This window comes from Nocardia mangyaensis (genome assembly GCF_001886715.1).
GTDB lineage: Bacteria > Actinomycetota > Actinomycetes > Mycobacteriales > Mycobacteriaceae > Nocardia > Nocardia mangyaensis.
The window spans coordinates 3,651,799-3,668,392 of record NZ_CP018082.1 but is presented as its reverse complement, the minus strand read 5'-3'; the positions used below and the strand labels follow the sequence as shown (position 1 = coordinate 3,668,392).

General features: G+C 70.9%; 1 protein-coding gene. It reads right to left on the bottom strand.

Annotated elements, in window-relative coordinates; genetic code table 11:
• Positions 1-148: 148 nt before the first annotated feature.
• A complete protein-coding gene (locus BOX37_RS16515) occupies positions 149-16,492 on the bottom strand; it encodes a non-ribosomal peptide synthetase (protein ID WP_071928434.1) in 16,344 nt (5,447 codons plus the stop codon).
• Positions 16,493-16,594 lie beyond the last annotated feature (102 nt).

Sequence of the window (16,594 nt, the reverse complement as noted above, 5' to 3'; positions counted from 1 at the left end):
TCCCTTCGTAGAACGACCCGTTCCCGGCGAACGTTCAGCAACCGTACCGCGCAGGGGTGCCCAGCAGCGGTGTCTGCGCCGTCGCCACCCACGGCACCCAGCACGTCGATGTGACCGCGCGGGCGCCGACCGGCTGATCCCTACCAGGTCAGAGCCGTCCCCGCAGGGTGGTGGCGATCGTGGCGAGGGCGGCGGGGTCGGTCATGCGCCAGTGGGTCGCCTCGATCGGGTGGTTGTGAATCGAGCCGGTGATCGCGGTGGTCCATGAGCAGGCCGCGGTCGTCGCGGTCGGGTCGTCGGCGGCCGCGGTGAAGAAGGTGAGGTCGCCGTCGAAGGGGCGGGGGCGGTAGGCGGCGTCGAGAGTGGCCGAGGTGATCGCCGCGTCGACGATGCGGTCGATGCGTGTGGTGTCCGGGGATGATCCGGGTGCGGTGTGTTCGTACAGGGTGCGGGCAAGGGCTCGGGGATCGGCGTTCTCGGCCGGGTCGAGATGCTCGACGTGGCCGGCGGCGAATCCGCCGAGCAGGTCGGCGGCGGTGACCGGGGTCGCGGGCGCGGGCGCGGCGGAGGTGAGGGTGCTGTCGAGCATGGCCAGCAGGGCGACCTGTTCGCCGTCCTCCTGGAGCTGGACGGCCATGGCGTGGGCGAGCACCCCGCCGAGGGACCAGCCGAGCAGGTAGTAGGGTCCTTCGGCCTGGACCGCGCGGATCTGCTTGAGATACAGCAGGGCCCATTCTTCGATCGAATCCGGCAGTGGCTCGGTCGAGCTCAGCGCGGGCGACTGCAGGCCGTAGAGGGGGCGGTCGGGGTCGAGGTGAGCGGTCAGTCCGCTGAACGACCAGGCCAGGCCGCTGATGGGGTGCACGCAGAACAGCGGTTCGCGGGTGCCGGTGGAGCGCAGGGGCAACAGGATGTCGAAGGCGGCGTCGGTGCCCGCGGCGTCGGCGCAGCCCGCACGCAGGGCCGCGACGATGCCGGCGGGGGTGGGGGCGGTGAAAATCCACGTGACCGGGACGGTGGTGGCGAGCGCGTCGCCGAGCTGGGCCGACAGGCGGGTGGCACTGAGGGAGGTGCCGCCGAGTTCGAAGAAGTGATCGTCGATGCCGACGCGATCCAGGTTCAGGACCTCGGCGAAGAGGTCACAGACCGTCTGTTCGACCGCGGTGGTGGGCGGTCGGTGGGTGCGGGCGGTGAGTTCGGGTGCCGGTAGGGCGGCGCGGTCGAGTTTGCCGACAGGGGTCAGCGGGACCTGGTCGAGGACCATGATGGTCGTGGGCACCATGTGCGAGGGCAGGTGGCGACCGGCCCATTCACGCAGGGCGTCCGCGACGATCTGCTCGCCAGCCTCAGCGAGGACATACGACACCAACACCGTGGCCCCGGCCTGGTTGTCGCGTCCGACCGTGACGGCGAAGCCGACACCGGGATGGGTGGCCAGGACCGCGTCGATCTCCTCGAGTTCGATACGGAAACCACGGATCTTGAGCTGGAAGTCGGTGCGCCCACGGTAGTCGAGTTCACCGTGGGCATTCCACGCCGCCAGGTCGCCGGTGCGGTACAGCCGGGTGCCGGTCCGGAACGGATTCGCCACGAAACGTTCGGCGGTCAGCTCGGGGCGGCCGAGATAGCCCGCGGCCTCTTGTGTTCCGGCCAGGTACAACTCGCCCGGTACGCCCGCCGGGACCGGGCGCAGGAGTGCGTCCAGGACGTAGACCTGGCTGTTCCAGGCGGGCCTGCCGATCGGGACGGTCACGGTGTCGGCGGGACCGACCCGGTGGCTGGTGATCGACACGGCGGCCTCGGTGGGACCGTAGACGTTGAACAGCGCGGTCTCGGGTGCCGCCATGGCGAATCGGCGGGCCAGGGCCACCGGGAGCGTCTCGCCGATGGCGAGGACGCGACGCAGGGTGCTCGGCAGGGTTGTGGTGAGCAGGGCGTCGAGCATGGAGGGCACCGCGTGCAGGGTGGTGACGTGCTCGCGGCCCATCAGCTCGGCGAGGTAGGCGGGGTCGCGGTGACCGTCGGGGGCGGCCAGGACCAGGCGGGCACCGCTGACGGCGGTGGTCCAGAACTCCCACACCGACAGATCGAACGTCGCCGCGGTCTTGAGCAGGACGACATCATCGGCGCCGAGCCCGAATTCCTCTGTTTTCCAGAGCAACTGGTTGACGACGGCGGCATGGGAGATCGCCACACCCTTCGGGCGGCCGGTCGATCCGGAGGTGAAGATGACGTAGGCGGTGTTCGCGGCACGCAGGGTGCCGACCCGGTCGAGGTCGGTGACCGGGGCGCGGCTGTGGCGCGCGAGGTCCAGGTCGTCGAGGCACAGCACACGATGCCCGGCGGCCGTGAACCCGGTGTCGGCGTTGGTGAGTACGAGCAGCGGTCTGGCCGTGTCCAGGACGTATCGCGTGCGGGCCTCGGGATGTTCGGGATCGATCGGCACGTACGCACCACCCGCGGTGGCGACCGCGTACATGGCCACGACCAGGTCGATCGAGCGCCGCATGGCCAACGCCACCCGGGCCTCCGGTCGCACGCCCGCCGCGATGAGGTGGCGGGCGAGTCGGTTCACCCGGGCGTCGAGTTCGGCGAAACTCACCCGCTCGTCGTCGGTGACCAGGGCCACCGCGCCGGGGTTCGAGGACACCGTGGCCTCGAGCAGCGAGACCAGCGTGGCCGTCGGATCCACCGCTCGCGCAGTGCGATTCCAGGTGTCGAGGATCTGGACCCGTTCGGTCGGGGCGAGCAGGTCGACGGTGTGCAGCGGCGCGCCGGGAGCAGCGAGGACCGCGGTGACCAGCCGGGCGAACCGGTCGAGGAAGCCGCGCACCGTGGCCTCGTCGAACAGGTCGGTGGCGTAGGTGCAGTGGCCGCTGATGCCGGCCGGTGCGCCGTCGGGGGTGTAGCGGTCGGCCAGGATCAGGTGCAGGTCGAACTGGGACAGCGCACGGTCCAGCTCCACCGAGGTGACGCTGATGCCGGGCAGGTCCATGCCGACCTCGGCGAGGTTCTGGAACGACAGGCCCACCTGGAACAGGGGATGTCGTGCGGTGGATCGGGCCGGGTTGAGCACTTCGACGAGCCGTTCGAACGGGACATCGGCGTGGGCGAAGGCCTGCAGGTCGATCTCGCGTTGGCGGGCGAGCAGTTCGGCGAAGCTCGCGTCACCCTCGACCTGGGTGCGAAAGACCAGGGTGTTGACGAACATGCCGATCAGGTCGTCGAGTTCGGCCTCGCCGCGCCCGGCGACGGGGGTGCCGATGGCGATGTCGGTGGTGCCCGACAAGCCCGCCAGGAGCACCGCCAGTGCGGTGTGCACGGTCATGAACAGGGTCGCGCCGTGGGTGCGGGACAGTGCGATCAGCGCGGCATGGGTGGGCGCGTCGAGGGTCAGGGGGGCTCGCCCGCCCGCAGACGACTGGATCGCCGGACGGGGGCGGTCGCGGGGTAGGTCGAGTTGGTCGGGCAGCTCGGCCAACGCTCGGCGCCAGTAGGTGATCTGCTCGGCGGCCATCGAGGTGGGGTCGGTCTCGTCGCCGAGCAGGCGCTGGTGCCACAGCGCGTAGTCGGCGTACTGCACGGGCAACGGTGCCCACGCGGGTGCGGCGCCGTGCCTGCGAGCGGTGTAGGCGGTGACCAGGTCGCGGGTGAGGGGGCCGCCGGAGAAACCGTCACCGGCGATGTGGTGCACCGCCATCGCCACCACGAATTCCTCGGGGCCGAGTTCGAACAGGGTGGCGCGCAAGGGCACCTCGGTGGTGACGTCGAAGACCGTCGACACCAGCTGGGCGACGGCGGATTCGACGTCGCCGGTCGTGCGGATCTCGAGGCGCGGTACGTCCGGGTGTTCCGGGGGCAGGACGATCTGCACCGGGGTGTGCTCGAACGCCGGGTACACCGTGCGCAGGATCTCGTGGCGGGCCACAACATCGGCGAACGCGTCGCGCATCGCACCGGGGTCGAGGGCGCCGGTCAGGCGCAGGACGACGGGGATGTTGTAGGCAGCGGTGGCGGTGTCGAACCGGTTGAGGAACCACATGCGCTGTTGGGCGGGTGAGAGCGGGACACGGTCGGGACGCGGGTGGGCGCGCAGGGCGGGGCGACGGCCTGCCTTGGTCAGCCGTGCGAGTTCGGCCGCGCACTGGGCGATGGTGGGTGCGGCGAACAGCACCCGTACCGGAACCCGCAGGTCGACAGCGGCGCTGAGGCGGGCGGTCAGGCGGGTGGCGAGCAGTGAGTTGCCGCCGCGGTCGAAGAAGTTGTCGTCGGCGCCGACGCGGTCGACTCCGAGCACCTCGGCGAACACCTCGGCGACGGTGCGTTCCAGACCGGCCGCGGGCTCCCGGAAGGGCTGGGCCGCGAATTCCGGTGCGGGCAGGGCTTTTCGGTCGAGTTTGCCCGCCGGCGACAGCGGCACCCGGTCCAGGACGACGACGGCCGCGGGCACCATGTGCACGGGCAGCATCGACGAGGCCCACCGCGTGAGCGCGCGGGGATCGATGTCGCTGCCGGTCACATAGGAGACCAGCACGGCGGCCCCGGCCGGGTTCTCGGTACCGAGGGTCAGTGCGAAGGTGACATGCGGGTGCCGGGTGAGGACGGCGTCGATCTCGCCGGGTTCGATGCGGAAGCCGCGGATCTTGAGCTGGAAATCGGTGCGGCCCAGGTATTCCAGCGCGTAGCTGTCGCCGGCGCCACGCACCCAGCGGACCAGGTCGCCGGTGCGGTACATGCGTTCCCCGGTGCTCCAGGGGCTGGCGACGAACCGGCCGGCGGTCGCGGCGCTGCGTCCGCGATACCCGCGCGCCAACGCGGGACCGGCCAGGTACAGCTCACCGGTGACGCCGACGGGTACCGGATGCAACCGGCCGTCGAGGACCATCGCCCGCATGCCCGGCACCGGGCGGCCGATGGTGACCCGCTCACCGGCCCGCAGCGCGGCGTAGGTCGCGCCGATCGTGGCCTCGGTCGGGCCGTAGCCGTTGAGGAAACGGCGGCCGGGCTGCCAGTCGGCGAGCAGGTCCGCGGTGCACGCCTCACCGCCGGCCGAGATGCACGCCAGCCCCGGCAGCCGGGCCGGGTCGAGGGTGCTCAGCAGTGCGGGGGTGATGATCGTGTGGGTCACCAGTTCGGCGCGCAGCAGGTCGGTCAGTTCGGTGCCGCCGACGGTGTCCGGGGGCGCGATCACCAGGGTGGCGCCGCGATGGAAGGCCGTGCTGATCTCCTCGATGGACTGGTCGAAACTCGGGGAGCAGACGTGCAGCATCCGGTGGTCGTGGCGCAGCCGCAGCAGGGCCGCCGAGTGGGTGACCAGCGCGCCGAGCCCGGCGTGGGTGACCGTGACGCCCTTGGGTGTGCCGGTGGAGCCGGAGGTGTAGATCACGTAGGCGGCGTGGTCGGGGCGCAGGGGTGTGGTGCGGTCACGGTCGCGCACCGAGGTCGCCGAGTGTTCGTTGATGCGGGAGCGTACGGCCGGATCGTCGAGGACCACCCAGCGCACCGAGGTGGTGAGCCCGCGGGCTCGCGCGGCCACGGTGAGGCCGATCGTGGCGCCGGAGTCGTCGAGCATGTGCCGGACCCGGTCCGGCGGGTAGTTCGGGTCGACCGGCAGGTGGACCGCGCCCGCTTTCGCGATCGCCCACAGGGCCAGGATCGCCGCATAGGAGCGGGGAATCGCGGTGGCGACGACGGTTTCGGGGCCGATGCCGTCGGCGATCAGCAGCCGGGCCAGGCGGGAGGAGTCCGCGTCGAGGGTGCCGTAGGTGATGGTGCGGCCGTTGTCGCGGACCGCGATGCGGTGTTGGCCGTATCCGGTGCCGCGGACCAGCAGGTCGGGCAGGGTCGCGGTGACCGGCGCGGTGGTGCCGGTGCCGAGGTGGGTGAGGAAGGTGTGCTCGTCATGGTCGGTCAGGGGGAGATCGCCTACCGGTGTTTCCGGGCGTACGACGGTGAGGATTCGGAGGAGACGCCGACCGAAGGTTTCGGCGGTGTCCTCGTCGAGAAATGTTCGGACGAAGGACATGTCGATGGCGAGGCCGCTCGTGTCCTCGTGGATCGCCAGGGCGAGGTCATGGTGGGTGGTCGGTGGACGGTCGACACTCAGGCAGACCTGGTCCAGGCGGGTGTTCTCGATGCCGAGCAGGGCGGGCAGGTCGGTGATCGGGATTCCCGCGTGGGCGTGTGCCTCGGATTCGGTGCGATCGGCTCGGTGGAGCAGGTCGAGGAACCGGGTGCCGGGGTCGACCGCGGTGCGCAGGACAACGCCGGCGGATTCGAGCACGATGTCGTCGGTGGCGGTGAGCCGGGCCAGCAACACGGCCAGGGCGGTGCGGATCACGCTCGACCAGGCCACGCCCGCGGTGTCGGCGAGCAGGTGCAGGTTCTGGTGTGCCGCCGGCGGAACCGGGAAGCGCTTGTATCCCCTGGCTTGCGGCGCGGTGCCCGGGCGGGGCAGGCCGGGGCGAGGGTCGAACGGGACAACGATGGGGCCGGGCAGGTCGGCCAGTGTGCGCCGCCAGTACGCCGAGTGGGCGATCGGATCGGTGGTCGAGGCGAGCCGGTGCGTGATGGTCGACGCCATGGCCGCCGGGGTGGTGACGAGGTCGTCGAGGGCGGTGCGGAGCCGGTCGGTGACCGCTTGCGCGGTGGCGTCGGCGATCAGGTCACGCCGGTACTTGAGCTGCACCTGGGTGTGGGCGCCGAGGAAGACCAGGATCGTGATCGGGTAGTGGGTGTGGTCGGCGCCGCGCAGGTCGTCGATGCTGAGGTTGTCGAGCGCGGCGCCTGCCTGCTGGAGTCCTTCGGCGTCGACGGGGTAGGACTCGAAGGCCAGCATGGTGTCGAACAGTTCGCCCCGACCGGCCACGCGCTGGATCGCGCCGAGGCCCAGATGGTGGTGGTCCAGGACCGAGGCCTGCTCGACCTGGACGGCGCCGACCAGATCCGCGACGGTGCCGGTGGGTTCCAGGCGCACCCGCACCGGGACCGCGTCGACGAACAGGCCGATCATGTCACCGACTCCGTCGAGCTGGGGCGGACGACCGGACACGGTGGCGCCGAACACGACATCGTCGCTGCCGGTGCTCGCGGCGAGCACCAGGCCCCACGCCGTCTGGAACACCGTGTTGGCGGTGACCTCGGTCGCGGCGGCGAAGGCAGTGAGTTCGGCGGTGCGGGCAGTGTCGAGGGTGAACTCGCACAAGCCGAAACCGGCGCCGGTCGCGGGCGGCCAGGTCAGTTCCGGGGCGAGGATGCTCGGGCGCACCCCGGCCAGGACCCGCGACCAGGCGCTGTCGGCGGCCGCGCGGTCCTGGCAGGCCAGCCAGGCGAGGTAGTCGCGGTAGGGGCGCACCGCGGGCAGGACCGTCGCGTCGCCGTCGGTGGCGTAGAGGACGAGCAGTTCCTTCATCAGCAGCGGCATCGACCAGCCGTCGAGCAGGATGTGATGGCCGGTCAGGACGAGGTGGCTGCGTTCGGAACCGGTGGTGTACACGGTGAATCGCAGCAGCGGGGCGATGGCCGGATCGAAACCGGTTCGCTGATCGGTGGCCAACAGCTCCGGGAGTTCGGCCTCGGTGACGGCCACGATGCGCAGCGGTGGTTCGACGGTGTCGGCGACCAGTTGCACCGGGGTTCCGTCGGGTGTGGTGACGAAGGCCGAGCGCAGGTTCGCGTGCCGGTCCAGGACGGCGGCCGCGGCGCGGCGCAAACGTTCGGTGTCGAGGGCGCCGGACAGTTCGGCGACGAGTTGGATGAGGTAGGCGTGGACCGACTCGTCGAGCAGTTCACCCAGTGCCAGCAGGGACTGCTGGAGAGGGGACAGCGGCAGGACATCGGACAGGCCGGGGTGGTCTGCTCGCCAGGTGTCGAGGTCGGATTGGGTGACCCGCACCAGCGCGACATCGGAGGGGGTGAGCCCGCCCGCACTCGGATGCCGGGTGTGTTCGGCGAGTGCGGTGAGCCAGTTCGTCCACTCCTGGGCCAGTTCGCGCACCGCGGATTCGTCGAGGATGCCGGTGGCGTAACGGAAACCGGCCTCCAGCCGTGGACCTGTCTCGGTGGGCACGGCGATCGCGTTGATGTCGAGGACGGCGGTCGCGGGCAGGGCGGGGTCGTAGTCGACGTCGATGTCGCCGAGCTCGGCTGTCGGGAGCCAGGCGGTGTCGTCGGCCTGGGACGTGGTGCTCGCGCGGCCGAGATAGTTGAAGCCGATCTGACCGAGCTCACCGGTCACCGGCGTCGTCGACTCGTGGTGGCGGAGCAGACCGAAGCCGATGCCGTTGTCGGGGACGGCGAGAAGCTGTTCCTTCACGGCGCGGACCGTGGCCGCGAGGGTGTGGTCGTCACGGGTGGGGGCGATGTCGGTGAGGTCGAGGGCGACGGGGTAGACGCTGGTGAACCAGCCGACGGTGCGCGTCAGGTCCGCGCCGGGGACGATCTGCTCCTCGCGACCGTGACCCTCGAGCCGGACTCGCAGGGTGGCGGCGGGCACGCCGCGGCGGGCACGCCAGCTGCGCACGGCCAGGGCCAGGGCGGCGAGCAGGGCGTGGTCGGCGCCCGCTCGGTACTGGGCGGGCAGAGTCGTCAGGAGTGGGCCGGTGACCTCGACCGGCACCTGCACCGTGAACGAGCGTGTGCTCGCCTCGGTGTCGAGCGTGGGGTCGAGTCCGCGGGCGCCCAACAGCGGGTCGGGCACCGACAGGGTTCGCTGCCAGTGGTCGTGTTCGGTGATGCGGTCGGTGGCGGCCAAGGCGTGGGCCCAGCGGCGGAACGAGGTGGCCACCGGTGGTAGCGCGATCGGCTGACGGGCCGCGTGCTGGGCCCAGGCCAGGATCAGGTCGGGCAGCAGGATGCGCCAGGAGACCCCATCGATCACGTAGTGGTGCGCGGCCACGGCGAGGACGTCGCGGGCATGACGCCGGCGGATCCAGGTGAAGGCGATCATGCGGGCCGCCGCGGGATCCAGTGCGCAGAGGGCCGAATCCATGGCGGCGGTGCCGATTCGGGTGAGTTCGTCGCCGTCGGCATCGGCGGCGTCGAGTTCGGTGAGCAGGGTGTCCACGGTGACAGTGCCGGGGGCGAGGACCTCGAAGCGCCAGTCCTCGCCGTCGTGACGCAGGCGTGCGCGCAGCATGTCGTGGTGGGCCAGGACCGCGCCGATCGTGGTGCGCAGACCGGCTCGATCGATGGTCTCGGGCAGGGCGAGCACCATGGTCTGGGCGAACCGGTCGCTGGAACCGGTGGTGAGGAATTCGGCCAGCACCGGGGTCAGCGGGATCTCGCCGACACCGCCGCCGGGTAGCTCCGCCAGCGCCACGGCTGCCGAATCGTTCTCCACGGCGGCGATCGCGGCCAGCTTCGCCACGGTGCGGTGCTCGAACACCGCACGGGTCGTGAAGACGATGCCCGCCGCGCGGGCGAGCGAGACCAACTGGATCGACAGGATGCTGTCGCCACCGAGGGCGAAGAACGAGTCGTTCACCCCGACCGACGACAGCCCGAGGACCTGCGCGAACAGCTCGGCCAGGCGGGTCTCCACGGTGCCCAGCGGTGCACGGGCCGGTGCGGTGACGGCGAGGGGCTCCGGCAGCGCGGCGCGGTCGAGTTTGCCGTTGGAGGTCAACGGCATCGCGGCGAGCACCACGATCGCCGAAGGCACCAGGTGGGCGGGCAGATGAGTGGTGGCATGGTCGGTGAGTTCGGCAGGGTCAGCGGTATGGCCCTGTGCCGCAACGACATAGGACACCAGGGTGATGGCGCCCGTCGTGGTGTGACGGCCTACCGTCACGGCGGAACCGACACTGTCGTGGGCGGTGAGGACCGCATCGACCTCGCCGGGCTCGATCCGGAACCCGCGCACCTTCAGCTGGGCGTCCACGCGGCCCACATACCCGAGGTCCCCGGTCGCGGTGCTGCGCACGAGATCACCGGTGCGGTACAGGCGCGAACCCGGTGCGCCCCAGGGGTCGGCGACGAAACGAGCCGAGGTCGTTCCCGGTTGGGCTCGGTAGCCGCGGGCGAGTCCGGGACCCGCCAGATACAGCTCACCCGTGACACCCGGCGGCACCGGGTTCAGGCGGGCATCCAGGATCATCGCGGAGGTGCCCGAGACCGGGGTGCCGATCGAGATGTGCTGCCCGGCCGTGAGTTCGGCGTAGGTGGAGATGATCGTGGTCTCGGTCGGGCCGTACCCGTTGAGGTAGCGGCGACCGGGCTGCCAAGTGGCCAGCAGCCGCGGGGTCGTCACATCACCGCCGACCGACAGCAGCTCGAGACTGTCCAGGCCCGTGGGGTCGAGTGTGCCGAGGACAGCGGGGGTGATGATCGCGTGGGTGACGGACTCGGCGGCCAGCAGCTCGCCCAGTTCGGCCCCGCCGATGATGTCGGCGGGCACCACGACCAGGGTCGCGCCGGTCGAGAACGCGCACAGCCACTCGAGGACCGACGGGTCGAACCACGGCGAGCAGATGTGCAGGAAACGGTGCCGCGGCGTGAGGCGGTACCGCTCGACCGCTTCCGCCACCAGGGCATCGAGGCCCGCGTGGGTCACCGTGACACCCTTGGGCAGGCCGGTGGAACCGGAGGTGTAGATGAGATAGGCGGGGTGCTGCGGTCGCAGGGGTGCGCGGCGATCGGCGTCGGTGACCGGGGCCGATGACCGGGTGCGGCACGAGCGGGCCAGATCGTGGTCGTCGAGAGGCAGCCAGAACGGTGATCGGGGTGCGGGCGCACCCCCGTCCACACTGTCGGGTAGATGATCGAGTTGGGCGGTCGCGGTGATGCCCACGACGGCACCGGAGTCGGTGACCAGGTGTCGCAGGCGCGCCGGGGGATGGCCGGGATCCATCGGCACGTACACCCCACCGGCCTTGGCGATCGCCAGCGCGGCGACGACCATGTCGGCGGATCGTGGGAGTGCCACGGCGACAGCGACTTCGGGACCGACACCGCGAGCGATCAGTTCACGAGCCAGGCGAGAGGTCTGCGCGGCGAGTTCCCCGTAGGTGACCGAGTGGCCGCGGTGCCGGAGGGCGACGCGGTCTGCGCCGTGCTCGATCCCTCGGGCCGCCACGTCGGGGAACAGAGCCGGGGAGACGATGCGATCGGCGGGTCGCGCGGTCAGGGCCGCGTGCTCTTCTGCGCCGAGCACGGGCAGGTCACCGACGGGGGTCAGCGGCTGCTCGGTCGCTGCGGCCAGCAGCCGGAGCAGCCGTTCGGCGAACGTCGCAATGGTGTGCCGGTCGAACAGGGCACTGGGGTAGACGAACTCGGCGGTCAGGCCTGCCGAGGGAAGGCTGTCGTCGGCGGCACCGGGCGGCGCCGGGACCACGGGGATTTCGTCAGCCGGGTCTGTCGGAACAGTGGATCGGGCCCCTGGGTTCATCGACCGTTCGGGTGTCATCCGCACGCGCAAAGCGAGGTCGCAGTGTGCTGAATCGGCGAGGGGAGCGTCGGCGAGAAGCAGCACCCGCGGGGAGGGACGCTGGGCGTCGGGAGTGCGCAGGGCGCGCAGTTCGGAAGGGGACAGACCTGGACGGGCGAAGGCTTGCCGGGTGACCTGGGCTGCATGAACGAGCAGTTCGTCGAGGCAGGTGCCGCCCGGCACCGGTAGTCGCAGCACCCGGGTGCGGTCCTGCTGGGAGGACGGCACGTCGATGGTGATGTCCTCGGTACCCGAGAGCCGGGCCAGCAACACGGCGTAGACGGCGTGGATGACGGTGAACGCTGTGGTGGCGTGCGCGTGGGCGACATCCTGGATTTGCCGATGCAGGTCGGCGGGGATGTCGAAACCGACACAGGCGTCGGCCGCGACAGCAGCGCCAGGACGAGGACGGTCGGTCGGGAGGTTCAACTCCTGAGGACGATCCGCCAGCACGCTGCGCCAGTACACGGTCTGTGCGATCGGATCATCGAGCGCGGCCAGGGATTCGAGGAGCTCGGCGGCGGGGCGGTCCGGGGTCGCGACGAACGCGTCGAGGACGACGCGCAGCCGCAGCGTGAGGGCCTGTGCGACAGGGACGCTGACCGTGTCGAGGCGATGTTGGACACCGATGCGAATGCCGTCGCCCACCTCGACACCGACCGCTACCGGATAGTGGGTGGCATTGGCGGCCGTGACCTCGACGATGTCCAAACCGTCGATGGCGTCGCGCATCCCCTCGGTGTCGACGGGATAGGACTCGTAGGCCAGGAGCGTGTCGAACAGTTCGCCCGCGCCCGCCGAACGTTGGATGTCGGCCAGGCCCAGGTGGTGACCGTCGAGCAGCGCGACCTGTTCGGACTGCAACCGCCCCAGCACGGTCCGCAGTGGTGCGTCGGCATCGATACGCACCCGCACCGGAATGGTGTTCGCGAACAGCCCGACCATGCCGTCGACCCCGTCCAGCTGCGGCGGCCGCCCCGACACCACCGCACCGAACAGCACATCAGCGCGGCCGACGACCCCGGCCAACACCAGACCCCACGCCGCCTGGAACAGCGTGTTGAGCGTGACATCCTCGGCCGCCGCGCACGCCGCGAGCACCGCGGTCTGCACCGGCGACAGCTCGACAGCGCATGCCCCGTAACCGGTTTCCGGGTCGGTAGCCGGGATCGCCGCGGCCAGCGCGGTGGGTTCGTGGCCGTCGAGGGCTTCCGACCAGGACCGCAAGGCAGCGGATCGGTCCTGGCGAGCGAGCCACGCGAGGTAGTCGCGGTAAGGGCGCACACGCGGGAGCATCGCCTCGGCACCGGCGTAGCAGACGAGCAGTTCCTTCATCAGCAGCGGCATCGACCAGCCGTCCACCAGCAGGTGATGCGCGGTCAACACCAGATGCATGCCGCAGCGGCGGCGGTAGACCGTGAATCGCAGCAGCGGCGCGGTCGGCAGGTCGAAGCCGATCCGCGCCTCGGCCGCGAGGAACGCCTCGGCATCGGAACCGGTGGTCTCCACGACCTGCCACGGCACCGTGACACCCTCGGCCACGAACCCGACCGGTGCACCCGTCGCCGCCGTGCCGAAGGCCGTGCGCAGGATCGCGTGCCGATCCAGCACCGCCTGCGCCGCTCGCCGCAAACGCCCGGTGTCGACCTCGCCCGACAATTCGACGGCCAGCTGGACCAGATACGGGTCCTCGGGCGAGACCTGAGCCAAGAAGAACAGGCCCAACTGCAGTGGTGCCAGCGGGACCACGTCAGCGAGGCCGGGACGTTCGCTGTGCCAGGCGTCGAGCTCGGCTTGGGTCACTCTCACCAACGCGACATCGGCGGGCGACAACCCGCCGGCCGCCGGATCACCGAGATGGTCGGCGAGCAGGGTCAGCGCCTCGGTCCAGCAGTCGGCCAGTTCCCGCACCGACGCCTCGTCGATGATCTGTGACGCGTAGGAGAACGAAGCCCGCAGGCACACACCCTCGGCGGTGTCGGTGGCCAGCGCGTTGATGTCGATCACGGCCGCGGCCGCCAGTGCGGGGTCCTGGGCCGCGGTCGGCTCGCCCCATTCGGCGGTGGGCAGCCAGCTGTGGTCGGTGAGGGTGTCCGACACCTCGTTCGCGGACACGCGGCCCAGATAGTTGAAGCCGACCTGGCCGAGAGCGCCGTCGAGCAGGGGAGCCGATTCGGTGTCGAGGTGCCGCAGCATCCCGAAGCCGATGCCCTTGTGGGGCACCGCGAGCAGTTGCTCCTTCACCGCCTTGACCAGTGCCGCGGTCCCCGCGCCCCCGCACCAGGGATCGCTCTCGCCCAGGTCGAGGGCGACGGGATACATGGTGGTGAACCAGCCGACCGTGCGGGTCAGGTCGGCGCCGTCGAGCGCGGCGGCCTCGCGGCCGTGGCCTTCGAGCCGCACACGGGTGGCGGGCGCCTGCACACCCCGACGTGCTCGCCAAGTGCGCACGGCCAGTGCCAGCGCGGCCAGCAGAGCGTCCTCGGCGCCCGTCCGGTACGTCGTCGGCAGGTCGGTCAGGACTGCCCGGGTCACCTCGACGGGCACCGTGACGCGCCACGTCCGCACTGTCGAGACGGTGTCGAGTGCGGGGTCGAGTGGACGATCACCCAGCAGCGGGTCGGGCACGGCCAAGGTGCGCTGCCAATGGTCGAGCTCGTCACGGCGGCTGCTCGCCGCCTCGGTGATCCCGTGGGCCCACCGCCGAAACGACGTCCCGACCGCGGGCAGGACGATCCGCTGCCCCGCCGCGTACTGGGCCCACGCGGTGACCAGGTCCGACAACAGGATTCGCCAGGACACGCCGTCGATCACCGCGTGATTGGCCGCCACGACCAAGCCCGCGGGACCGTCCGGCCGGCACAACCACGCGAACGCGATCATGCGGGCGGCCTGCGGGTCCAGTGCGTCGAGCGCGGACTCCATGGCAGCATCGGCGATCTCGGCGAGTTCGTCGGCACTGCGGCCCGCCGCAACATCGACGCGCGTGAGCAGATCGCCGACGTCCACCGACCCCGGCGGCAGCGTCCGTAGCTGCCATCGTCCGTCGACCTGCTCGGCCCCGGCACGCAACACGTCATGGTGATCGAGCACTGCGGTGAGAACCTCCACCACCGCGGTCCGGTCGATGTTCTCGGGTAGGGCCAACACCATCTGCTGACTGAACCGGCCGATGAACCGGCCGCCCGCCACGGCGGCCGCCAACACCGGCGTCAGCGGCACCTCGCCGACACCGCCGCCGGGCAGCTCCGCCAACCTCGGCGCCGATTCGTCCCCGAGTACCGCGACCCGCGCCAGCCCCGCCACGGTCCGATGCTCGAACACCTGCTGCGGCGTGAACGAGATCCCGGCCGAACGCGCCCGCGACACCAGCTGGATCGACAGAATGCTGTCCCCACCGGCGGCGAAGAACGAATCCTGCGCACCGACCTCGCGCACCCCGAGCACCTGGGCGAACAGCTCGGCGATACGGGTCTCGACCGGTCCCTCCGGTGCGCGCGAACCGGCAGCGCCGAATACCGGTGCGGGCAGCGCCGCGCGATCGAGCTTCCCGTTCGGGGTCAGCGGGATCTCGGCCAAGGCGATGACGAGCGTGGGCACCATGTGCGCGGGCAGGCACGTGCCGACGAAACGCGCCACCTCCTCGGTGTCGACCGCGACGCTGTCGCGTGGCAGGACATATGACACCAACACCGTCGCACCGGAATCGGCGGTCACACCGAGGGTGACGGCGTAATCGAGGTCGGGGTGGGCGGTGAGCGCGGCGTCGATCTCCCCGAGTTCGACTCGGAACCCGCGGATCTTCACCTGGAAATCGGAGCGACCCAGATGCTCGAGCTCGCCCTCGGGTGTGCGGCGAACCAGGTCACCGGTCCGATACATGCGCGCACCCGCCGCACCCGCGAACGTCGCGGCGACGAACCGGTCCGCCGTGAGCCCCGGCTTGCCCAGGTAGCTCTGCGCCAAGGCCGGACCGGACAGATACAGCTCACCGGCGACCCCGACCGGGACCGGCCGCAGCCGCGAATCCAGCACCAGCACACCGATACCGGTGAAGGCACCACCGATCGTGATCGGTTCACCCGGGCGCAGGCCAGCGCTGCCCGTCGCGAGAATGGTGGCCTCGGTCGGCCCGTAGCCGTTGTAGAACGCGCGACCATCGACAGCCCAGCGCTCGACCAGTGCCGGCCCGAACGCGTCGCCCGCGACGACGACCACGCGCAAGGCGTTCAGATCTCGCGCGTCGACCGACTCCAGCGCGGCAGGGGTGATCAGCATGTGGGTCACCCGCTCCCGGCGCAGCAACGCGGCCAGCTCGGGGCCGCCGAACACCGTCGGGGGTGAGATCACGAGCGTGGCACCGGCAGTGAAGGTCAGCAACAGCTCGAGCACCGAAACGTCGAAATTGGGCGAGCACACGTGCAGGACACGGGCATCCGCGTCGACGTCGTAGCGTTCCCGCGCCGCCGCGACCAGAGAGCCCAGACCGGTGTGGGTGACGACGACGCCCTTGGGCCGACCGGTCGAGCCCGAGGTGTAGATGAGGTAGGCGGGATGCTGATCGGTCAGTGGACGGACCCGGTCCAGGTAGGAGATCGGGTGGGCGGGGTGCGCCGCGATCCGGTCGGCCTCGGTGTCGATGGTCAGCCACTGCACCGCCTCACCCAGTGCGGGCAGATGCGCCGAGCGGGTCAGGCCCATCATCGCCCCGGAGTCGGCGAGCAGATAGGCGATCCGCGCTGCGGGCAGCGCCGGGTCGACCGGCACATACGCGGCGCCGGTCTTGGCCACCGCCCACACCGCCGCCACCGAATCGACCGAGCGGGTGAGACCGAGCGCGATCACATCGCCGGGACCGGCGCCCCGCGCGATCAGTTCCCTGGCCAAACGCGACGAATACGCGTCGAGCTCGGTGTAGGTGAGTTCGCGGCGGTCGCCGCCCGCGGAGCAGGACACCGCGACCGTCTCACCGGCGGTGTCGACGGCGGCGGTGAGCAACTGGGCGAACAGGGCAGTGCTCGACTTGCGATTGCCTCGACCGCGCGGCGCACGACGACCTTCACCCATCCGAGTACTACATCCTTCACCTGTCCGGCCCACAGCTCTGCGATGACCCACGAACCCTGTCGGATTCTGGGCCTACCGAGCGGTGGACCAGTGTCGAACAAG